Here is a 17,645-nt window from a genome sequence, read left to right on the forward strand (position 1 = left end):
TGGGCAGGAAAGATGCCGCCTCGCACCGGTGCGAGGCGGCATCTTTCCTGCCCACAGCCCCGAGCGGGGCGGAGCGGGCGGGCCGGGTGGTTCAGGCCGCGGTGTCGACCGCGACCTGCCCGTCGGCGAAGGTCATGTTGGTGACCGTGGTGCCCGGGTAGCGGTGCGCCACGAGACGCTGCACGTCCAGCGCGATGCGCGCGTCCGGGCGGATCTCCACCGAGCCGGGCGGCAGGCCCTTGGCGGCCAGCACCGACTCGATCCGGCTCTTGGCCAGGCCGAGCAGCTTGTGGGCGGGCAGCCCGCCCGCGGAGGCGTCGACGCTCAGCACCGCGACGCCGCCGTCGAACTCCTCGACGCGCAGTCGCGTCCGCACGGCCGGGACCAGCCGCGTCGCCATCTTGAGGGGGCCCGGGAGGTTGTTCACCGCACGGGCGTCGGCGACGACCTCGAGGACGTCGCCCCGGCCGCCGACGTCGGTGACGAAGCGGGGCAGGGTCGTGCCGCCGAGGAGGCCGAGGGTGTGAAGGGTGTCTGCAAGAGTCATTTCGGTGCGCACCCGCGACAGGGTAATGGAACGGACGAACCGGACTGAACCCCCGGGGGAATACATCTCGCCGTGCGATGGTTGACCCGGGCGCTGATGAGTGCCACCTTCTCCTCCCTCCGCTACCCGAACTACCGCCTGTGGTTCGGCGCTGCCCTCGTCGCCAACATCGGCACCTGGATGCAGCGCATCGCCCAGGACTGGCTGGTGCTCACCGACCTCACCGACGACTCCGGCGTCGCCGTCGGCATCACCACCGCCCTGCAGTTCCTGCCGTTCCTGCTGATCGGCCCCTGGACCGGGCTGCTCGCCGACCGGCTGCCCCGCCGGCAGCTCCTCATGGCCACGCAGGGCGCGATGGGCGTCCTGGCCCTCGGCCTCGGCGTGCTCGTGCTGTCCGGCGCGGCCGAGCTCTGGCACGTGTACGCCTTCGCGCTCGGCCTCGGGGTCGCGACCGCCTTCGACAACCCCGTGCGCCAGGCCTTCGTCGCCGAGCTCGTGCCCCCGGAGCGGCTGTCCAACGCCGTCGGCCTCAACAGCGCGTCCTTCAACGCCGCCCGACTGGTCGGACCGGGCGCCGCCGGCCTGCTCATCGCCGCCGTCGGCTCCGGCTGGGTGTTCGTCATCAACGGCCTCACCTTCGCCGCCACGATCGCGGCCGTGGCGCTCATGCGCCCCGCCGCCATGTGGGTCAAGGACCGGGCACCGCGCGGCAAGGGGCAGATCCTCGAGGGCCTGCGGTACGTGCGGGGACGCTCCGACATCGTCGTGATCATGGTGGTCATGGCCGTCGTGTCCACCTTCGGCCTCAACTTCCAGCTCACCAGCGCGATGATGGCGCGGGTCGAGTTCGACCGCGGCGCCGGCGAGTTCGGGCTGCTCGGCTCCGTGCTGGCGATCGGGTCGCTGACCGGCGCGCTGCTCGCCGCCCGGCGCGAGCGCCCGCGGGTGCGGCTCGTCATCGGTGCGGCCTTCGCCTTCGCGGTCGCGACGGCGGTCAACGCCCTCATGCCGACCTACTGGCTCTACGTCGTCACGACCATCCCGGTCGGCCTGTCCGCGCTGACGATGATGACCGCGGCCAACTCCACCATCCAGACCTCGATCGACCCGGTGATGCGCGGGCGGGTCATGGCCCTCTACATGATGGTGTTCCTCGGCTCCACGCCGATCGGCTCACCCGTCGTCGGCTGGATCGGCGAGGCGTTCGGGCCGCGCTGGTCGATCCTCGTCGGGTCGATCACCACCCTCGCCGTGGCGCTCGCGGCCACCGTCTGGGCGATGCGGTCCTGGCGCGTCACGGTGCGCTACCGGCTGCTGCGCCGACCGCACCTCGAGGTCGTCTATCTCGACCCGCCGGTCCCGGCCGGGGACGAGCCGGTCCCGGCGGAGCAGGCCCGGCCGGCCTGACGTCGGGCGCGCCGGCCGCGCTCGCCGTCCCCGTCAGCCTCGTCAGCCGAGCCGGTCGACCACGTGGGTGATGCACTCCGTGAGCGCCGCGACGTCGTCCGGGTCCACCGCGGGGAACATGCCGACGCGCAGCTGGTTGCGGCCCAGCTTGCGGTAGGGGAAGACGTCGAGGATCCCGTGGTCGCGGAGCAGCCCGACGACGGCCCCCGCGTCGACCGACGGGTCCAGGTCGATCGTGCCCACCACCGGGGAGCGCTCCGCCGGGTCGGTGACGAAGGGTGTCGCCCACGGCGTCGCCGCCGCCCAGCCGTACAGGACCTGCGCCGAGCGCTCGCAGCGGCGCACGGACCAGTCCAGCCCGCCGTGCTCGAGCAGCCACTCGACCTGGTCGGCCAGCATGACCAGCGTCCCGACGGCGGGGGTGTTCAGCGTCTGGTCCTGGCGGGAGTTCTCCAGCGCCGTGGTCAGCGACAGGAACTCCGGCACCCAGCGGCCGTCGCCGGACGACTCCACCTCCCGGGCGCGCTCCACGGCCGCCGGGGAGCACAGCGCCAGCCACAGGCCGCCGTCGGCGGCGAAGGCCTTCTGCGGGCCGAAGTAGTAGACGTCGGTCTCGTGCAGGTCGACCGGCAGCGCGCCCGCACCCGAGGTCGCGTCGGTCAGCAGGAGCTGGTCGGGGCCGCCCGGGCGGCGCACGGGAGCGACCGCCCCGGTCGAGGTCTCGTTGTGCGGGGTGGCGTAGACGTCCACGGCGTCCGACGGCGTCAGGTGGGCCACCGTCCCGGGTGCGGCCTCGACCACCTCGGGGTCGTCGAGGAAGGGTGCCCGGGCGGTGGCGGCGGCGAACTTGGCCCCGAACTCCCCGAACACGGCATGCTGGGCCCGCCGTCGGACGAGGGACGCCGTGGCGACCTCCCAGAAGGCGGTCGACCCGCCGTTGCCGAGGGCCACCTCGTACCCCGCGGGCAGGTCGAACAACTCGGTCAGGCCCGTGCGCACCCGGTGCACCAGATCCTTGACCGGGGCCTGCCGGTGCGAGGTGCCCAGCACCGGGCGTGCCGGGTCGCCGGCCGCGACGAGGGCCTCGACCTGGCCCGTGCGCACCTTGGACGGGCCGGAGCCGAAGCGGCCGTCGGAGGGCAGCATCGACGCGGGGATCTGGAGGGTCATGCGAATAGACTAGGCCCGGGCCTCAAGACGGGAGCGGACGTGACGGACCTGATCGACACCACCGAGATGTACCTGAAGACGATCTACGAGCTGGGTGAGGAAGGCATCACGCCGCTGCGCGCCCGGATCGCGGAACGTCTGGGGCACTCGGGCCCGACCGTCTCCCAGACGGTCGCGCGGATGGAGCGGGACGGTCTGGTCGTCGTCACCGGTGACCGGCACCTCGAGCTGACCGCCGACGGTCAGGAGAAGGCCGTGCGGGTCATGCGCAAGCACCGTCTGGCCGAGCGTCTGCTCACCGACGTCATCAAGCTCGACTGGCCGCAGGTGCACAACGAGGCCTGCCGGTGGGAGCACGTCATGAGCGACCTCGTCGAGCGTCGGCTGGTGACCCTGCTCGACCACCCGCACCACGACCCGTACGGCAACCCGATCCCGGGGCTGTCGGAGCTGGGGGAGCAGTACGAGGAGCTGCCGTTCCTCGAAGGCGTGCAGTCCCTGCCGCTGTACCTGGAGTCCGGGGCCGACGCCTCCGCGACGGTCGTGCTGCGCCGCATCGCCGAGCCGGTCCAGGTCGACGACGAGTTCCTCCTGCGGCTGTCCGACGCGGGCCTCTTCCCGGGCGCGAGCATCGAGGTGGAGCGCGCCGGCGACGACTTCGTCGTCCGTCTGGTCGACGGTGACGGTGCCCTGGAGCTGCCGGAGGAGCTGGCCAAGCACCTCTTCGTCGCAGCCCGCTGAGATCTCGACGCGACGCGTCGGACGCGAGACGTGACCGGAGCGTGACATCGGCGGGGAGGTTCCGGTACGGTCAGACTCGCTCGCGCGGGTGTCTCGCGCGAGTACCGGGACGGGCGCCTAACCCTGTCACCGTCCTGGTTCCCACGGATGACCGCACGACAGGGGCGGGGGACCCACGATTCGGGCACCGGTGACGGTGTCCTCGGGGTGAAGTCCCACGGTTCGTACGGACCGCGGGGCCGGGTGTTTTCTCCCACCCGAACCCGACAGCTGACCTCGTAGGCGAACGGAGAGGTTGAACGTGACTGCTCGCAGCATGCGCGGTAAGCACCGCGCCGCACGCCGCCCCATGATGGCGGCCCCCTCCGCGGCCGCAGGCCGTCGGGCTGCTGTGGTGGCGACCGCCGGTGGTCTCCTGGTCTCCACGATCGGTGGCGCGAGCGCCGCCCACGCGGCGCCGGTGGACGCGGACGCGGCCAAGAAGCTGAGCACCGTGGACCTGGGTGCGCTGACCGACCAGGCGCGCCAGGCGCTCGAGGCGGCCCCGGTGGTCACCGTCGACGCCGAGGCCAAGGTCCAGGTCGAGCGCGTGACGCCCACGATCGTCGAGCGGGCGGACATCAAGGCCGCGCCGGAGCCCGAGCCGGAGCCCGTGCGCGAGGCGGCGCCGTCGCGCTCCTCCGAGCGCGAGTCGCTCTCGAGCTCGTCCTCCTCCTCCTCGACGACGACGTCCTCCTCGGCCACCACGGCCGTGCCGGACTCCGCCGTCGGGTCGACGATCGTCTCCATCGCCTCGCGCTACGTGGGCGTCCCGTACGTCTCCGGTGGCACCACGCCGTCCGGCTTCGACTGCTCCGGGTTCACCCAGTACGTGTACGCCCAGGCCGGTATCTCGCTGCCGCGGTCGTCCTCGGACCAGCGCTACGCCGGCAGCGTGGTCTCCCGCTCCGCCGCGCAGCCGGGCGACCTCATCTGGACCCCGGGCCACATCTCCATCTACGCGGGTGGCAACACGCAGATCGACGCCCCGCGTCCGGGCAAGACGATCCAGTTCCGGAACATCTGGCAGTCCAACCCGACCTTCATCCGAGTCGGCTGAGACGCCGGCACCTCGTGCCGAGGGCCCTGTCGCGCGCAGAGCGCGGCAGGGCCCTCTGTCGTGCCGCGAGGTGCTCCCGGGGGTCCCGGACGCCGGACACCCCTCGAGGGACTCAGCGGGGGGCGCAGTGCCCTCTGCGGGGCCCCTCGGACGTGTATCGCCGCAGATCGTGATCGAAACGTGACATCGGGGCGTGTATCAGATACCGTTCTCGCGTCCGGTGGAGCAGTCTGCCGGACCTCGACCGGACGCCGAGCCCTGCCGCCGGTCGGGAACCGAGACCCTAGGCAGGGGCGGGGGACCCACTCTCGGGCACCGGACACGGTGTCCTCGGGGTGAAGTCCCACGGTTCGTCCGAACCGTGGGGCCGGGTGATTTCTCCCACCCGAACCCGACAGCTGACTTCGTAGGCGGACAGGAGAGGGAAGACGTGAACGCACGCACCACGACGCGCGGTCGGCACCTGGCCGCCCGCCGCCCCATCACCGCACCATCTGCAGCCGCGAGCCGTCGTGCTGCCGTGATGGCCACCGCCGGCGGTCTGCTGGTCTCCACGATCGGTGGCGCCACCGCCGCGCACGCCGCGCCCGTGGACTCGGACGCGGCCAAGAAGCTGAGCACCGTGGACCTCGGTTCGCTGACCGACCAGGCCCGCGAGGCCCTGGAGTCCGCGCCCGTGGTCACCGTCGACTCCGGTGCCAAGGTCCAGGTCGAGCGCGTGACGCCGAAGATCGCCGAGAAGGCGGACATCAAGGCGGCCCCCGAGCCCGAGCCCGAGCCGGAGCCCGTGCGCGAGACGACCACCTCGCGCTCCGCCGAGCGGGAGCCCACGTCGACGTCGAGCTCGTCCTCGTCGTCGTCCTCGTCCTCGTCGAGCTCGACCGAGAGCTCCAGCTCCAGCTCCTCGACGCCGACGGCCGACAGCTCGCGGGGTTCGCAGGTCGTGTCCATCGCGGCCCGCTACCTCGGCACGCCGTACGTCGTCGGCGGCGCCTCGCCGTCCGGGTTCGACTGCTCGGGCCTGGTGACCTACGTGTACGCGCAGGTCGGCGTCTCGCTGCCGCACTCCTCGAGCGCGATCCTCAGCGCGTCCAACACGACGCAGATCTCGCAGTCGTCGGCGCAGCCGGGCGACCTCATCTGGTCCCCGGGGCACATCTCGATCTACATCGGCAACGGCCAGCAGATCGAGGCCACGCGCCCCGGCGGTTGGACCGTCCGCCAGTCCAGCCTCTGGCAGTCCAGCCCGACCTTCCTGCGGGTCACCGGCTGACCGACGCCTCGACCGTCCGCCCCGACGCCCCGGCACTCCTCGTGAGTGCCGGGGCGTCGTGCGTCCGGGCACGGCCCGGCCCCCGAGCGCGCCACGCGGTGTCGCCGGGCGGCCTTTGCTGCGTCTTGCGGGGCGCTTTCGTTAGGCTTGAACCAGGCGGATGCCGGACGGCGAGGTCCGGACGCAGACGGGAGGCGCGAGATGACACGTCCTGAGGTCGTCCTGGTGGGGGTCGACGGTTCCGACGCGAGCATGCACGCCCTGGACTGGGCCGCGGCGTACGCGGCACGTGTCGGGTGGAGCCTGCACGTCGTGTGCAGCTACTCGTTGCCGTCCTTCACGGCCGCCTCCCTGGACGGCGGCTACGCGGCCCTCGACGACACCGCGATCGCCGAGGGGGCCAAGGCGGTGCTGTCCGAGGCCACGGCAAGGGTCGAGGGGATCGGCGTCCCGGTCACGGGGACGGTCGCCACCGGGGACGCCGCCGGGGTGCTCGTCGAGATGTCCGCGGAGGCGTGCCTGGCCGTCGTGGGGACGCGCGGGCGCGGCGGATTCACGGAGCGTCTGCTGGGGACGGTGTCCTCGGCGCTGCCGGCCCACGCGCACTGCCCGACGGTGGTCGTGCCCTACCGGCAGGAGGTCGCCGAGACCGACGACCCGGAGCGGCGCGACGGCGACCGGATCCACGACGTGCGGCGGATCGTCGTCGGGGTCGACGGGTCGCCGACCGCGGAGATCGCGTTGCGGCACGCCGTCGAGCAGGCCGAGACCTGGGACGCCGAGCTCGTCGCCGTGGCCGGGGTCCCGCTGGGCAGCGGGGCCGGCGTGCTGGCGTGGCTGCCGTCCCAGATCGACCACGAGCAGATCCTCGACGACGTCAAGGCAGGTCTGGACGTCATCGTCGACCGGGTCGCGGCCGAGCACCCGGGGCTGACGATCAAGCGCCACGTCCTGGACGGGTCCGGTGCCGAGCTCCTGACGGAGTTCTCGGGCGCGGCGGACCTCGTCGTGGTCGGTTCGCGGGGGCGGGGCGGGTTCCGCGGGCTGCTGCTCGGGTCGACGAGCCAGGCCGTGCTGCACCACTCCAAGTGCCCGGTGCTCGTGGTCACCCGCCGGTGCGACGAGGAGCTGCAGGCCGACTCGGCCGCCTGACCGCCTGTTGTGGGCATGAAATCGGCAGCCCGACACGGGTCCGCGCCTGCAGATTCCACGCCCACAACGCGGGGTTGTGGATGACGGGCCCGCGGCGGGGCATGGCTCTGCCACGGTCGTGGCGTGCTGCGAACCACGGCGGAGGGACCCACCCGTGAACCGTTCCGCGTCGCCGACGCGCTCGCTCAGGGGGCGGACCCCGCCGCGCTGCGCCGGGTCGACCTCGACGCGCCGTTCCACGGCGTCCGCGCCCCTGCCGCGTCCGTCTCCGACCTGGAGGGACGGTGCCGGGCACTGATGGCCGTGCTGGACGACGGTGTCGTCTTCAGCCACGTCACGGCGCTGCGGCTGCTCGGGGTCGACGTGCCGTGGACCCTGCGGCACGAGGCGGGCGACGACGCGCCGCCGCACGTCGTCACCTCGCGCGAGGCAGGCCGGCCGCAGCGTCAGGACGTGGTCGCCCACCGGTCACGGCAGGAGCTCCTGGACACCATGGTGGTCCGAGGGCTCCCGGTCACCACGCCGGCGCAGACGTTCGTGCATGTCGCGGCAGGCCTCCGGGTGCCGGACGACGTCGTCGTGCTCGGTGACGCGATGATGCGGCACCGGCGCGAGCTCGTGCTGCCCGCGCAGCTGGCCGACCTCGCCGGACGGACGCGGAAGGTCAAGGGGATCGCCCAGGTCCGCGCCCAGGTCCCGCGGGTCCGACCCGGCACCGACTCGGTGATGGAGACGCGGACCCGCCTGCGGCTCACCGACGCCGGCCTGCCGGAACCGCTGGTCAACGCCACCCTCCGGCTGGCCGACGGGACCTACGTCAAACGCTGCGACCTGCTGTATCCGGACCACCGCGTGATCGTCGAGTACGACGGCGACCAGCACCGCAGCGACCGCGCGCAGTGGCGCGACGACGTGAGGCGACGGCGGTGGACGGAGCGGCTCGGGTACACGGTCGTCGTGGTGGTCGGTGACGACTTCGTCGAGGCGCTCACGGCAGGGGCGGGGTCCGCCGTCGACCGCGTGCGTGCTCTGCTCGCCGGGCCGGTGCCGCCGCAGCCGCCCCGAGCACCCCGGACCGTGGCCGTCCCGTACGTGCCCTCCGCGCCACCCGCCACCCCGTTGTGGGTATGAGATCTGCCGGTCGACCGGGCGTGTCGGCTGCAGATTTCATGCCCACAACTGGCAGGGGTCAGCGGCGGTTCCGGTACAGGTACATGGTGATCGGCGCGAAGATCGCCGTCATCACCACGGCCGAGACGAGCACCGTCACGATGTCGCCGGTCACGGGGACGCCGGCCATGAGGCCACGGATCGCCGTCACCAGGTGGGACACCGGGTTGACGTCCACGAACGCCTGCAGGCCCGACGGCATCGTCGAGGGGTCGACGAAGATGTTCGAGGCGAACGTCAGCGGCATCAGCACCATCATCGACACGCCCATCACGGCGTTCGGGGTGCGCAGCAGCAGGCCCAGGATGGTGAAGATCCAGCTCAGCGCGAACGCGAAGACGAGCAGCAGCGCGACGCCCGCGACCACGCCCAGGACGCCGCCGGCCGGCCGGAACCCGATGAGCAGCCCGAGCCCGATGCACATGATCGACGCGATCGTGTACCGCACCTGGTCCCCGAGCAGCGCCCCGACGATCGGGGCGGGCCGCCAGATCGGCAGGGACCGGAACCGGTCGAAGACTCCCTTGGTGATGTCGGTGTTCAGGGTGTAGCCGGTGTACACCGTGACGATGATGATCGTCTGCACCAGGATCCCCGGCAGCAGGAACTGGATGTAGGCGTCCGTGGACCCGGCCAGCGCCCCGCCGAACAGGTACGTGAACATCAGCGTGAAGATCACCGGGGAGACGAGCACGTCGAAGAGCTGTTCCGGCACGTGCTTGATCTTCAGCAGGGCACGCCACCCGAAGGTCAGGGAGGTCGAGACCGCGGAGGGCCGCGCCGGTCGCTCCTCCAGCGCGACGGCCTCCCGCAGCGTCGTGGTGCTCAGCTCGGTCGCGGTCATCGGGACATCTCCTGCTCCATCGCGGGTTCGTCGGAACCCTGGTCGTCCTCCGGCAGGGGCCGGCCGGTCAGCGTCAGGAACACCTCGTCCAGGCTGGGCTGCCCGAGGGAGAACTCCGGCACCTCGATCCCGGCCTCCCCGAGCGCCGGCAGGACCTGCGCGACGTGGTGGGTGCCGTCGTCGGGCACCCGGGCCGTGAGGGCGTAGGGGTCGGTGGGCAGCGTCGGCTCCGTGCCGAGCACCCGGTGCACGATCCCGGCCGCCTCGGCGCGCCGGGAGGCGTCGGCCAGGCGCAGGGCGACCGCCCCCTGGCCCACGGAGTGCTTGAGCTCGCTGGACGTGCCCTCGGCGATGAGCCGGCCGTGGTCGATGACCCCGATGCGGTCCGCGAGCTGGTCGGCCTCCTCGAGGTACTGGGTGGTGAGCAGAACCGTGGCGCCGTCCTCCACGAGCACCCGCACGATGTCCCACACCTGGTTGCGCGACCGCGGGTCCAGGCCCGTCGTGGGCTCGTCGAGGAACAGCACGCGGGGTGACAGCACGAGCGACGCCGCGAGGTCGATCCGGCGCCGCATGCCTCCGGAGTAGGTCTTGACCTGGCGCCCTCCGGCGTCGGTCAGGCCGAAGGCGGCGAGCAGGTCGTCGACCCGGCGTCGCGCGGCCGGGCCCCGGAACCCGTACAGCCTGGCCAGCATCAGCAGGTTCTCGGTGCCGGTGAGGTCCTCGTCCACGGACGCGTACTGGCCGGTCAGCCCGACCGCCGCCCGGACCGCGTCGGCCTCGGCGACGACGTCGTGCCCGAGGACCTTCGCGGTGCCGGCGTCCGGCCGCAGCAGGGTGGCGAGCATGCGGACGACCGTCGTCTTGCCCGCCCCGTTGGGTCCGAGCAGGCCGTACACGCTGCCGGTCGGGATGGACAGGTCGACCCCGTCGACCGCCTTGGTGGTCTTCTTGCCGGAGGTGAAGTGCCGGACGAGTCCGGCGGCCTCGACGGCGAGCTGAGGCGATGCGGTCATGGGGTCTCCTCGATGGTCCTGACGTCAATCTAGAACGTAGGACGAGGGACCGACAGAGGATTCATCGCCGGCCGACACCGGATCCCGGGGTCGCTAGGGTTTCGCCATGATCTCCCGCACCTCGCCCCGGGCGCGCGTCGGCGCGACCGCCGACCGCCTGAACGTCGCCTACCTGGCCGACTGGGTCGCCACGCAGGCGGGACTGGCCCGGCTGCCGGGCGTGCAGTACGCGGTGAGCGTCGACGGCGACCTCGTGCTCGACGGTGCGTGGGGCGTCACCGACCTCACCTCCGGCACACCGCTGCGGACCGACCACGTCTTCCGGGTCGCCTCGCACTCGAAGACGTTCACCGCCACTGCGGTCGCCCGGCTCGTCGACGCCGGCCGGTTGCGGATGGACGACCCGCTGTCCCGGCACGTCGCCGAGCTCGGCGGTACCGACGTCGGGCAGGTGACGGTCCGCGAGGCCCTCGGGCACACCGGCGGGATGCTGCGCGACGGTCGCGACGCCGACTACTGGCAGCTCGCGACCCCGTTCCCGGACCGTGCGACCCTGCTCGACGAGGTCCTGAACCACGGCCAGGTGTACGGCCGCGGCGAGCACTTCAAGTACTCGAACCTCGCCTACGGCCTGCTCGGCATGGTGATCGAGGAGGTCACCGGCGCGTCGTACGCGGACCACGTCCGGGCGGACCTGCTCGAGCCCCTGGGCCTGGCCGACACCTCGCCCGAGCTGGACGACGACGTCGCCCGCCGCGCCGTCGTCGGCCACAGCGCCCGCGCTCTCGCCGCCCCGGGCCTGGCCACGACGTTCGCGGACGGCAGGCTGCCGGTCGCTGCGGTGACGACGGGAGCGCTGGCCGCGGCCACCGGCTTCTGCTCCACGGCACGCGACCTGGTGCGCTGGGCCGACGCGCACGCGGGCGGGGCGACGCTGGTCCGCCCCGAGACCCGCCGGCTGCTGCAGCGGGACGAGTCGGTGATCGACCGTCCGCACAGCGCCCGGCGCGGCTACGGCCTGGGCTTCGAGAGCCGCGTGGTGGACGGACGGCGGCTGGTCGGGCACTCGGGTGGCTTCCCGGGGCAGATCACGCGGACCTGGTTCGACCCGGAGGAGCGGATCGCCGTCGCGGTGCTGACGAACGCGATCGACGGCCCGGCCGACGTGCTCGCGCTGGGGATGCTCGGGCTGGTCGGTGCGGCGCTGGACGGGACGGACCCCGAGCACGGGAAGAACCCGGATGCCGGGGACGACGCTCCGGACGACGCCGCCGCCGCGCACCCGTTGGACCGGTGGACCGGCCGGTTCGCGAACCTGTGGGGCATGACCGACCTCGCCCGGCTGGGCGACCGGGTGTGGGCGATCGACCCGCGACGCGCGGACCCGTTGGACGGTGCCGAGCGGCTCACGGTCGACGGAGACCTGCTGCGGCCGGAGCCGCACGCCGGTTTCGGCCCCGTGGGCGAGCCGATCCAGGTGCTGCGCGACGCGGCGGGTCTGCCGAGCGCCGTCGTCGTCGGCGGGATGACGTCGTGGCCGGCGGACGCGTTCGAGCGGCAGCGGCGGGCGCACGCCGCGGGCTAGGTGCCGCCGGCCCGACCGGTCACAGGTGCAGGGGGTCCAGGTGCGGGGGCGGCAGCGGGCTGGGGTCCTCGAGGGTCTCCGCGCCGACGGACTCCGGGGCGAGGAGTCGCATCACGGCGTCGTCCAGGTTCGCCCGGATCGCCGCCTCCAGCCCGTCGGCGTCACGGGCCTCGAGCCGCTCCACGAGCGGCGCGTGCGCCTCGGCGGCGTCCTTGCGCACGACGTACACCTCGCTGACGGTGAAGCTGGCGATGCGTACCTCGACGATGAGGGTGCTCATCCACCCCATCAGCCAGGCGTTGCCGCTCGCCGCCACCAGCTGCCAGTGCAGGTTGAGGTCTGCGGCGCCGACGCGCAGCGCGTCGTGGGTCGCGTCGGCGCGGGCCAGCTCCTCGTGCGCCGTGCGGACGGCGGCGATCTGCTGGTCGGTGGCCTGGTCGACGGCGATCCGGGCCGCCGAGGTCTCCACCGTCGCGCGCGCCGCGTAGAGCTGGCGGACCTGGTCGCGGCCGATCTGCCGCACCGACAGGCCGCGCCCCGGTGTGGCGACGACGAGACCCTCCGACACCAGCCGTTGCGCCGCCTCGCGGAACGGGCCCCGGCTGACACCGAGCTGCCGGGCCACCTCGATCTCCCGGATCGGCGACCCCACCCGCAGCGCGCCGGTGTAGATCGCGTTGCGCAGCTCGACGGTGATGAGGTCGACCGTGGACGGCCGGGTGACGCGCGAGAGGGTCGGTGCGGCACCGGGTGCGGGACGGTGTGACGGGGGCATGGAGCTCCTTCCGAGGTCACGACACGACAACGATCCGGGGCCGTGGATGTTGCCAGCAGGTATCGCCGGGTGACTTCCGCCGTGCCGAGCGGCGTGATCACGCCGATTCTGCGATTGTAGGACAATCAGACGCAACGACACGCCCATTGTCGGATCGTTCAGAACGCGGCTACCGTAACGAATTGTCCACACATCCAGCCCCGCAGCGTCACGCGTCCGGGGCGACGGAAGGAGACTCCCGTGCAGTCCATCAGGACCACGCATCGCCGCCGGGCCCTGGCCGCGGCCGGCTCTGCTCTCGCTCTGACCGCCCTTGCTGCGTGCTCGAGCGTCGACGACGGCTCGGACAGCGGCGACAGCGGCGGTGACAGCGGCGACGGCGAGTCGATGTCCACGCTCGCCGACCTGCAGGAGGCCGGCTCCATCAACGTCGGGTTCTTCGGCGAGGTGCCCTACAGCTACGAGGAGGACGGCGAGCTCACCGGTGCCACCATCGAGCTGGGCCGTGCCATCTACGGCGAGCTCGGCATCGACGAGGTCACCGGCACCCAGGTCGAGTGGGGCGCCCTCATCCCGGGCGTCAACGCCGACCGTTTCGACGCCGTCAGCGCCGGCATGTCGATCCTTCCCGAGCGCTGCGAGCAGGTGGCGTTCGCGGAGCCGACGATCATGTACACCACGGCCTTCCTCGTGCCCGAGGGCAACCCGGAGGGACTGACCGACTGGCAGTCCGTCGAGGGCAGCGGCCTCAAGCTCGCGGTGACGTCGGGTGCCATCGAGGCCGGCTACGCCAGCGAGACCGACGTCGACGCCATGGAGGTCCCGGACCGCCAGGCCGGCCTGGACGCCGTCGTGTCCGGTCGTGCCGACGCCTACGCGCTGACCGGCATCTCCCTGCGTGCCCTCGCCGAGGAGACCGACCAGCCGGTCGAGGCCACCGAGGCGTTCGTCGCGACGATCAACGGTGAGCCGCAGATCGGTGCCGGTGCGGAGGTCTTCCGCCAGGACGACACCGAGCTCCTCGCCGCGTACAACGACGGCCTCTCCACCTATCTGGAGGACGAGGCCGCCTGGCTCGAGGTCATGGAGCCCTTCGGCTTCAGCGAGACGGAGTTCCCGCCGTCCGGCCTGACCGCCGAGCAGCTCTGCGACCCGGAGCAGGACCTGTCGGACCTCGCCGACGAGCTGGGCATGGACTACTGAACGCATGAGCGATGACATCCAGGAACTCGTCGAGAGGCTCCCACTTCTCGGAGACGCAGTTCTTGTCACGTTGCAGATGACACTGGGCGGGGCTCTCCTCGCCATCGTCATCGCCGTGCTGCTCGGGTTCGGCTCGCGCACCCGGTCCCTCTGGGTGCGCGGGCCGTCCCGCGTCGTCGTCGAGTTCTTCCGCGGCACGTCGCTGGTGGTCCAGCTCTTCTGGCTCTTCTACGTGCTGCCGGTGTTCGGCTTCAAGATGGAGGCGCTCGCCGTGGCCGTCGTGGCCCTCGGCCTCAACTACGGCGCCTACGCCTCCGAGGTCGTGCGCGGCTCGATCGCGTCCGTCCCGCCGGGCCAGTGGGAAGCCGCCACCGCGCTGAACATGACGTGGTTCCACAAGGTGCGCCGCGTCATCTTCCCGCAGGCGTGGGCCCTCATGATCCCGATGCTGGCGAACCTGCTGATCCAGCTGGTCAAGGGCTCGGCGCTGGCGTACTACATCACGCTCCAGGACGTGAACTTCTGGACCGTCGAGCTGCGCCGCGCCACGGCCGACACGTTCTTCAGCTACACGGCCGGTCTGCTCGTCTACTTCATCATCGCGTACCTGCTGACCTGGGGGATGAACATCCTGGAGGAGCGTGCCAAGCGTCGGCTCGGCCGGGGTACCCGACCGAGCCTCCGCGAGACGCTCGGGCTCAAGCCCCGGGGCCTGTACACCCCGAAGGTCCCTGAGCCGACGGGGGGTGCCCGATGAACGACAGCATCTGGGACTGGGACCGCGCCTGGGAGGTTCTCCCCCTCCTCCTCGAAGGGCTCTCGGTCACGATCCAGATCACCGTGCTCGGCATGCTCATCGCGTCGATCCTGGGTCTCTTCATCGCGCTGGCGATGCGCACGCCGAGCCGGTGGGTGACGGCGCCGTTGAAGTTCCTCGTGGACTTCATCCGCATGACGCCTCTGCTCGTGCAGCTCGTGTTCGTCTACCTGCTGCTGACCTGGGTGCCCGGCTACGTGGTCGGCTTCGTCGTGCTCGGCGTGCACTACGCGACGTACATGTCCGAGGTGTACCGCGCCGGCATCGAGGCCGTGCCGAAGGGTCAGTGGGAAGCCGCCACGGCCCTGAACATGGCCAAGGGGCGCACCTGGCGTGCCGTCATCCTGCCGCAGGCGATCCGCAACACCCTGCCCGGTCTGGGCAACTACGCGATCTCCATGTTCAAGGAGACGCCGTTCCTCTTCGCCATCTCCGTCAACGAGATGTACAAGGCGGGGCAGGACTACGGTGCCAACACGTTCTCGTACATCGAGGCGCTGACGATGGTCGGTCTGCTCTTCCTCGCGGTGAGCTACCCGACCTCGCTGCTGGTGCGCAGGATGGAGATCCGCCTTGCCTGACCCGACCAACTCCGCAGAGAGCCAGACCATGACCAACACCTCGGGCGACGTGCCCGCCATCGAGTTCCGGGACGTCGTGAAGCGTTTCGGCGACAACGTCGTGCTCGACGGGCTGAACTTCTCGGTCCCGCAGGGTCAGCGCATCACGCTGATCGGCCCGTCAGGGTCGGGCAAGACGACGATCCTGCGCCTGCTGATGACCCTCGAGGAGCTCAGCGGCGGCCTGATCCTCATCGACGGTGACCCGTACACCCACGAGTACAAGGGTGACAAGTGGGTCGCCGTGCCGGAGAAGCGTCGCCGCGTGGTGCGCAACCGGGTCGGGATGGTCTTCCAGCAGTTCAACCTGTTCCCGAACATGACGGTCCTCGGGAACATCATCGAGTCGCCGATCCACGTGCTCGGCAAGTCCAAGGCCGAGGCCGTCGCCGACGCCGAACGGCTGCTCGAGAAGGTGGGCATGTCCGAGAAGCGGGACTTCAACACCAACGAGCTGTCGGGCGGTCAGCAGCAGCGCGTGGCGATCGCCCGCGCGCTGGCGATGGACCCGGAGATCCTGCTGCTCGACGAGGTCACCTCGGCGCTCGACCCGGAGATCGTGGCTGACGTCCTCGACGTGCTCCGCGAGATCGCGGAGACCACGGACATCACGATGCTGCTGGTGACGCACGAGATGCAGTTCGCCCGCGAGGTGTCGGACCGCGTGCTGATGTTCGACAAGGGGCAGATCGTCGAGGAGGCCGACCCCGAGACGATGTTCACCAACCCGACGCACGACCGGACCAAGGAGTTCCTCAAGGCCGTCCTCGGCGGCTGAGCTCCGCGCGGCGCACCACCCGCGTGACGTGCACGAACGGCCCGGGGTGTCCAGTTCTTCTGGACACCCCGGGCCGTTCGTCGTCCGGGCCGGGTGGACCGTCGGCCCACCCGGTCGCCGTCGGTCTGCCCCCGATCGCGGTCGGTCAGCCCGCGGTGCCGTCCGTGCTCGACCCGACGTCGGTTCCGGGCTCGGTCCCGGACGAGGCCCCGCCGTCGCCGGGCGACGCGGGGTCGGTGGGTTCGGCCGGGTCGGTCGGCTCGACCGGATCTGTCGGATCGACAGGGTCGGTGGGTTCGGCCGGGTCGGTCGGCTCGACCGGCTCGGTCGTTCCGGGGCTCGGCGTCGGCGTGGCGGTCGAGCCGTCCTCGGTCTCCGTGGCCGAGCCGTCCGTGGAACCGTCCGTCGTCGTGCCGTCCTCCGGGCCGGAGTCCTCCGTGCCGGAGGCCGGTCCGGACTCCTCGTCGTCCGTGATCCTGTTGCCCGAGCCGATGGTCTCGGCGGCGTCCCGGTCCACCGTGCGGCTCAGGCTCGTCCCGGACCCCTCGACCCCCTGGACGGCGGCCGACAGGGGCTTGCCGAGGACGAGCTCGGTGACGAGCACGACCCCCATGACGACGACGAACAGGACCCCGGCCGAGGCGGCGAGGACCCGGACCGTGCCGTGACGGTCGATCAGCCGGAGCCACGCGTTGCGAGGCGTGCCCGCGGCGGGTGCCTCGTCGGCCGGTCGGGCGGCGTCGTGCGGGCCGGCCGTGTCGGTCCCCTCGGCGGGCAGCGCCATGGCGTTCGGCCCGGTGCCGGCGGTCGGCCCGGTGCCGTCCGGAGGGGTGCCGTCGTCGGCGGGCCCGGTGACGACGGTCCCGGCCGCGGTGGACACGGCGCTGACGGCGCGCGTCCCCGGCCGGGTCCGCGCCATCTGGCCCATGACCGGCTTGAGCTGGGCGTGCGTGCGCTCGATGGAGCGCGTGTAGAGGAAGTTGGCGACCACCGTCAGCACGCTGGCGACGCCGGCACCGATGATCGTGCCGGCGATGCCGAAGAAGGAGAGCATCACGGTGGTGCTGACGGCGGCGAGCGCGCTGGCCACGATCTGGGTGATCGAGAGCTTCGTGGCCGTGGACTCGGACGGCTTCTCCGGGCCCTCGGTGCGGGCCGGGCGCTCGTCGGTCGGGGGAGGGCTGGTCGCGGTCACGGGCGCCTCCTGGGTGCGAAGGGACGGCGGAGCCCGCGCCACCCGTCGGCTGACCTGCCGTGCGTTGCTGCGGTTCCGGCGTCGGCCGCGGGCGTTCACCCGCAGCCTAGGTCGGCGGCTGTGCCGCCCGCGGTGAGGAGCCGGGGAGGTTCCGTGCTGTGACGGACGCCTCACGACCCTGCACACGCTTGTGGGCATGAAATCTGCGGTCGTCGGCGACGACGAACCGCAGATTTCATGCCCACAGCGA

17 protein-coding genes and 2 riboswitches are annotated in these 17,645 nt (G+C 72.0%); of the genes, 11 read left to right on the forward strand and 6 right to left on the reverse strand.

Going from position 1 to position 17,645, the window contains the following annotated elements; translation table 11 throughout:
- Positions 1–91: 91 nt before the first annotated feature.
- A complete protein-coding gene (locus Q6349_RS05190; RefSeq protein WP_304603181.1) occupies positions 92–559 on the reverse strand; it encodes a hypothetical protein in 468 nt (155 codons plus the stop codon).
- Between the two features lie 84 nt (positions 560–643).
- Between Q6349_RS05190 and Q6349_RS05195 the strand changes: the two genes are divergently transcribed.
- Entirely contained in the window at positions 644–1,957 is a 1,314-nt protein-coding gene (locus Q6349_RS05195; protein WP_304603182.1) for an MFS transporter, read from the forward strand.
- A 42-nt stretch (positions 1,958–1,999) separates the two neighbouring features.
- Here Q6349_RS05195 and serC read toward each other — a convergent pair whose 3' ends face one another.
- Positions 2,000–3,127, reverse strand: a complete 1,128-nt coding sequence (gene serC / locus Q6349_RS05200) for a phosphoserine transaminase (RefSeq protein WP_304603183.1) — start codon at positions 3,125–3,127, stop codon at positions 2,000–2,002.
- A gap of 39 nt (positions 3,128–3,166) precedes the next feature.
- Here serC and Q6349_RS05205 point away from each other — a divergent pair, with 39 nt between their 5' ends.
- The 5 genes from Q6349_RS05205 (at position 3,167) to Q6349_RS05225 (ending at position 8,523) form a co-directional block, all read left to right on the forward strand.
- The gene (locus Q6349_RS05205; protein ID WP_304603184.1) at positions 3,167–3,868 is read left to right on the forward strand and encodes a metal-dependent transcriptional regulator; all 702 of its coding nucleotides are present in this window, start codon (positions 3,167–3,169) and stop codon (positions 3,866–3,868) included.
- Between the two features lie 135 nt (positions 3,869–4,003).
- Positions 4,004–4,167, forward strand: a riboswitch (cyclic di-AMP (ydaO/yuaA leader).
- Positions 4,168–4,169: 2 nt separating this feature from the next.
- Positions 4,170–4,967, forward strand: a complete 798-nt coding sequence (locus Q6349_RS05210) for a C40 family peptidase (RefSeq protein ID WP_304603185.1) — start codon at positions 4,170–4,172, stop codon at positions 4,965–4,967.
- Positions 4,968–5,230: 263 nt separating this feature from the next.
- Positions 5,231–5,395: riboswitch (cyclic di-AMP (ydaO/yuaA leader) on the forward strand.
- A 2-nt stretch (positions 5,396–5,397) separates the two neighbouring features.
- Entirely contained in the window at positions 5,398–6,240 is an 843-nt protein-coding gene (locus tag Q6349_RS05215) for a C40 family peptidase (protein WP_304603186.1), read from the forward strand.
- A 201-nt stretch (positions 6,241–6,441) separates the two neighbouring features.
- A complete protein-coding gene (locus tag Q6349_RS05220) occupies positions 6,442–7,392 on the forward strand; it encodes a universal stress protein (RefSeq protein ID WP_304603187.1) in 951 nt (316 codons plus the stop codon).
- Between the two features lie 123 nt (positions 7,393–7,515).
- Positions 7,516–8,523, forward strand: coding sequence for a DUF559 domain-containing protein (locus tag Q6349_RS05225; protein ID WP_304603188.1), 1,008 nt, complete (start codon positions 7,516–7,518; stop codon positions 8,521–8,523).
- 58 nt (positions 8,524–8,581) lie between these two features.
- On the opposite strand, the gene Q6349_RS05230 is transcribed toward Q6349_RS05225, so the two are convergent.
- Positions 8,582–9,406, reverse strand: a complete 825-nt coding sequence (locus tag Q6349_RS05230) for an ABC transporter permease (RefSeq protein ID WP_171247090.1) — start codon at positions 9,404–9,406, stop codon at positions 8,582–8,584.
- Positions 9,403–10,422, reverse strand: a complete 1,020-nt coding sequence (locus Q6349_RS05235) for an ATP-binding cassette domain-containing protein (RefSeq protein ID WP_304603189.1) — start codon at positions 10,420–10,422, stop codon at positions 9,403–9,405. Before Q6349_RS05235 ends, Q6349_RS05230 begins: the two co-directional genes overlap by 4 nt.
- A gap of 106 nt (positions 10,423–10,528) precedes the next feature.
- On the opposite strand from Q6349_RS05235, the gene Q6349_RS05240 reads away from it, so the two are divergent.
- Positions 10,529–12,007 carry a serine hydrolase gene (locus tag Q6349_RS05240; protein WP_304603190.1) on the forward strand — a complete coding sequence of 493 codons (1,479 nt, stop codon included), beginning with the start codon at positions 10,529–10,531 and terminating at the stop codon, positions 12,005–12,007.
- A 19-nt stretch (positions 12,008–12,026) separates the two neighbouring features.
- Here Q6349_RS05240 and Q6349_RS05245 read toward each other — a convergent pair whose 3' ends face one another.
- A complete protein-coding gene (locus Q6349_RS05245) occupies positions 12,027–12,782 on the reverse strand; it encodes a GntR family transcriptional regulator (RefSeq protein WP_304603191.1) in 756 nt (251 codons plus the stop codon).
- Between the two features lie 240 nt (positions 12,783–13,022).
- Here Q6349_RS05245 and ehuB point away from each other — a divergent pair, with 240 nt between their 5' ends.
- From ehuB to Q6349_RS05265, 4 genes are read left to right on the forward strand one after another with little or no spacing between them, the layout of a single operon-like run.
- Positions 13,023–13,985, forward strand: coding sequence for an ectoine/hydroxyectoine ABC transporter substrate-binding protein EhuB (ehuB, locus tag Q6349_RS05250; protein ID WP_304603193.1), 963 nt, complete (start codon positions 13,023–13,025; stop codon positions 13,983–13,985).
- Positions 13,986–13,989: 4 nt separating this feature from the next.
- Positions 13,990–14,742, forward strand: a complete 753-nt coding sequence (gene ehuC / locus Q6349_RS05255) for an ectoine/hydroxyectoine ABC transporter permease subunit EhuC (protein WP_304603194.1) — start codon at positions 13,990–13,992, stop codon at positions 14,740–14,742.
- Positions 14,739–15,383 (forward strand): ectoine/hydroxyectoine ABC transporter permease subunit EhuD, encoded by a 645-nt coding sequence (gene ehuD, locus Q6349_RS05260; RefSeq protein ID WP_171247095.1) that lies wholly within the window; start codon positions 14,739–14,741, stop codon positions 15,381–15,383. The genes ehuC and ehuD overlap by 4 nt, the downstream gene beginning before the upstream one ends.
- A 28-nt stretch (positions 15,384–15,411) precedes the next feature.
- Positions 15,412–16,200 carry an amino acid ABC transporter ATP-binding protein gene (locus tag Q6349_RS05265; protein ID WP_171247096.1) on the forward strand — a complete coding sequence of 263 codons (789 nt, stop codon included), beginning with the start codon at positions 15,412–15,414 and terminating at the stop codon, positions 16,198–16,200.
- Positions 16,201–16,345: 145 nt separating this feature from the next.
- Here Q6349_RS05265 and Q6349_RS05270 read toward each other — a convergent pair whose 3' ends face one another.
- Entirely contained in the window at positions 16,346–17,395 is a 1,050-nt protein-coding gene (locus Q6349_RS05270) for a hypothetical protein (protein WP_304603195.1), read from the reverse strand.
- Positions 17,396–17,645: the final 250 nt, after the last annotated feature.

This window comes from Isoptericola sp. 178 (genome assembly GCF_030586525.1).
Lineage (GTDB): Bacteria > Actinomycetota > Actinomycetes > Actinomycetales > Cellulomonadaceae > Isoptericola > Isoptericola sediminis.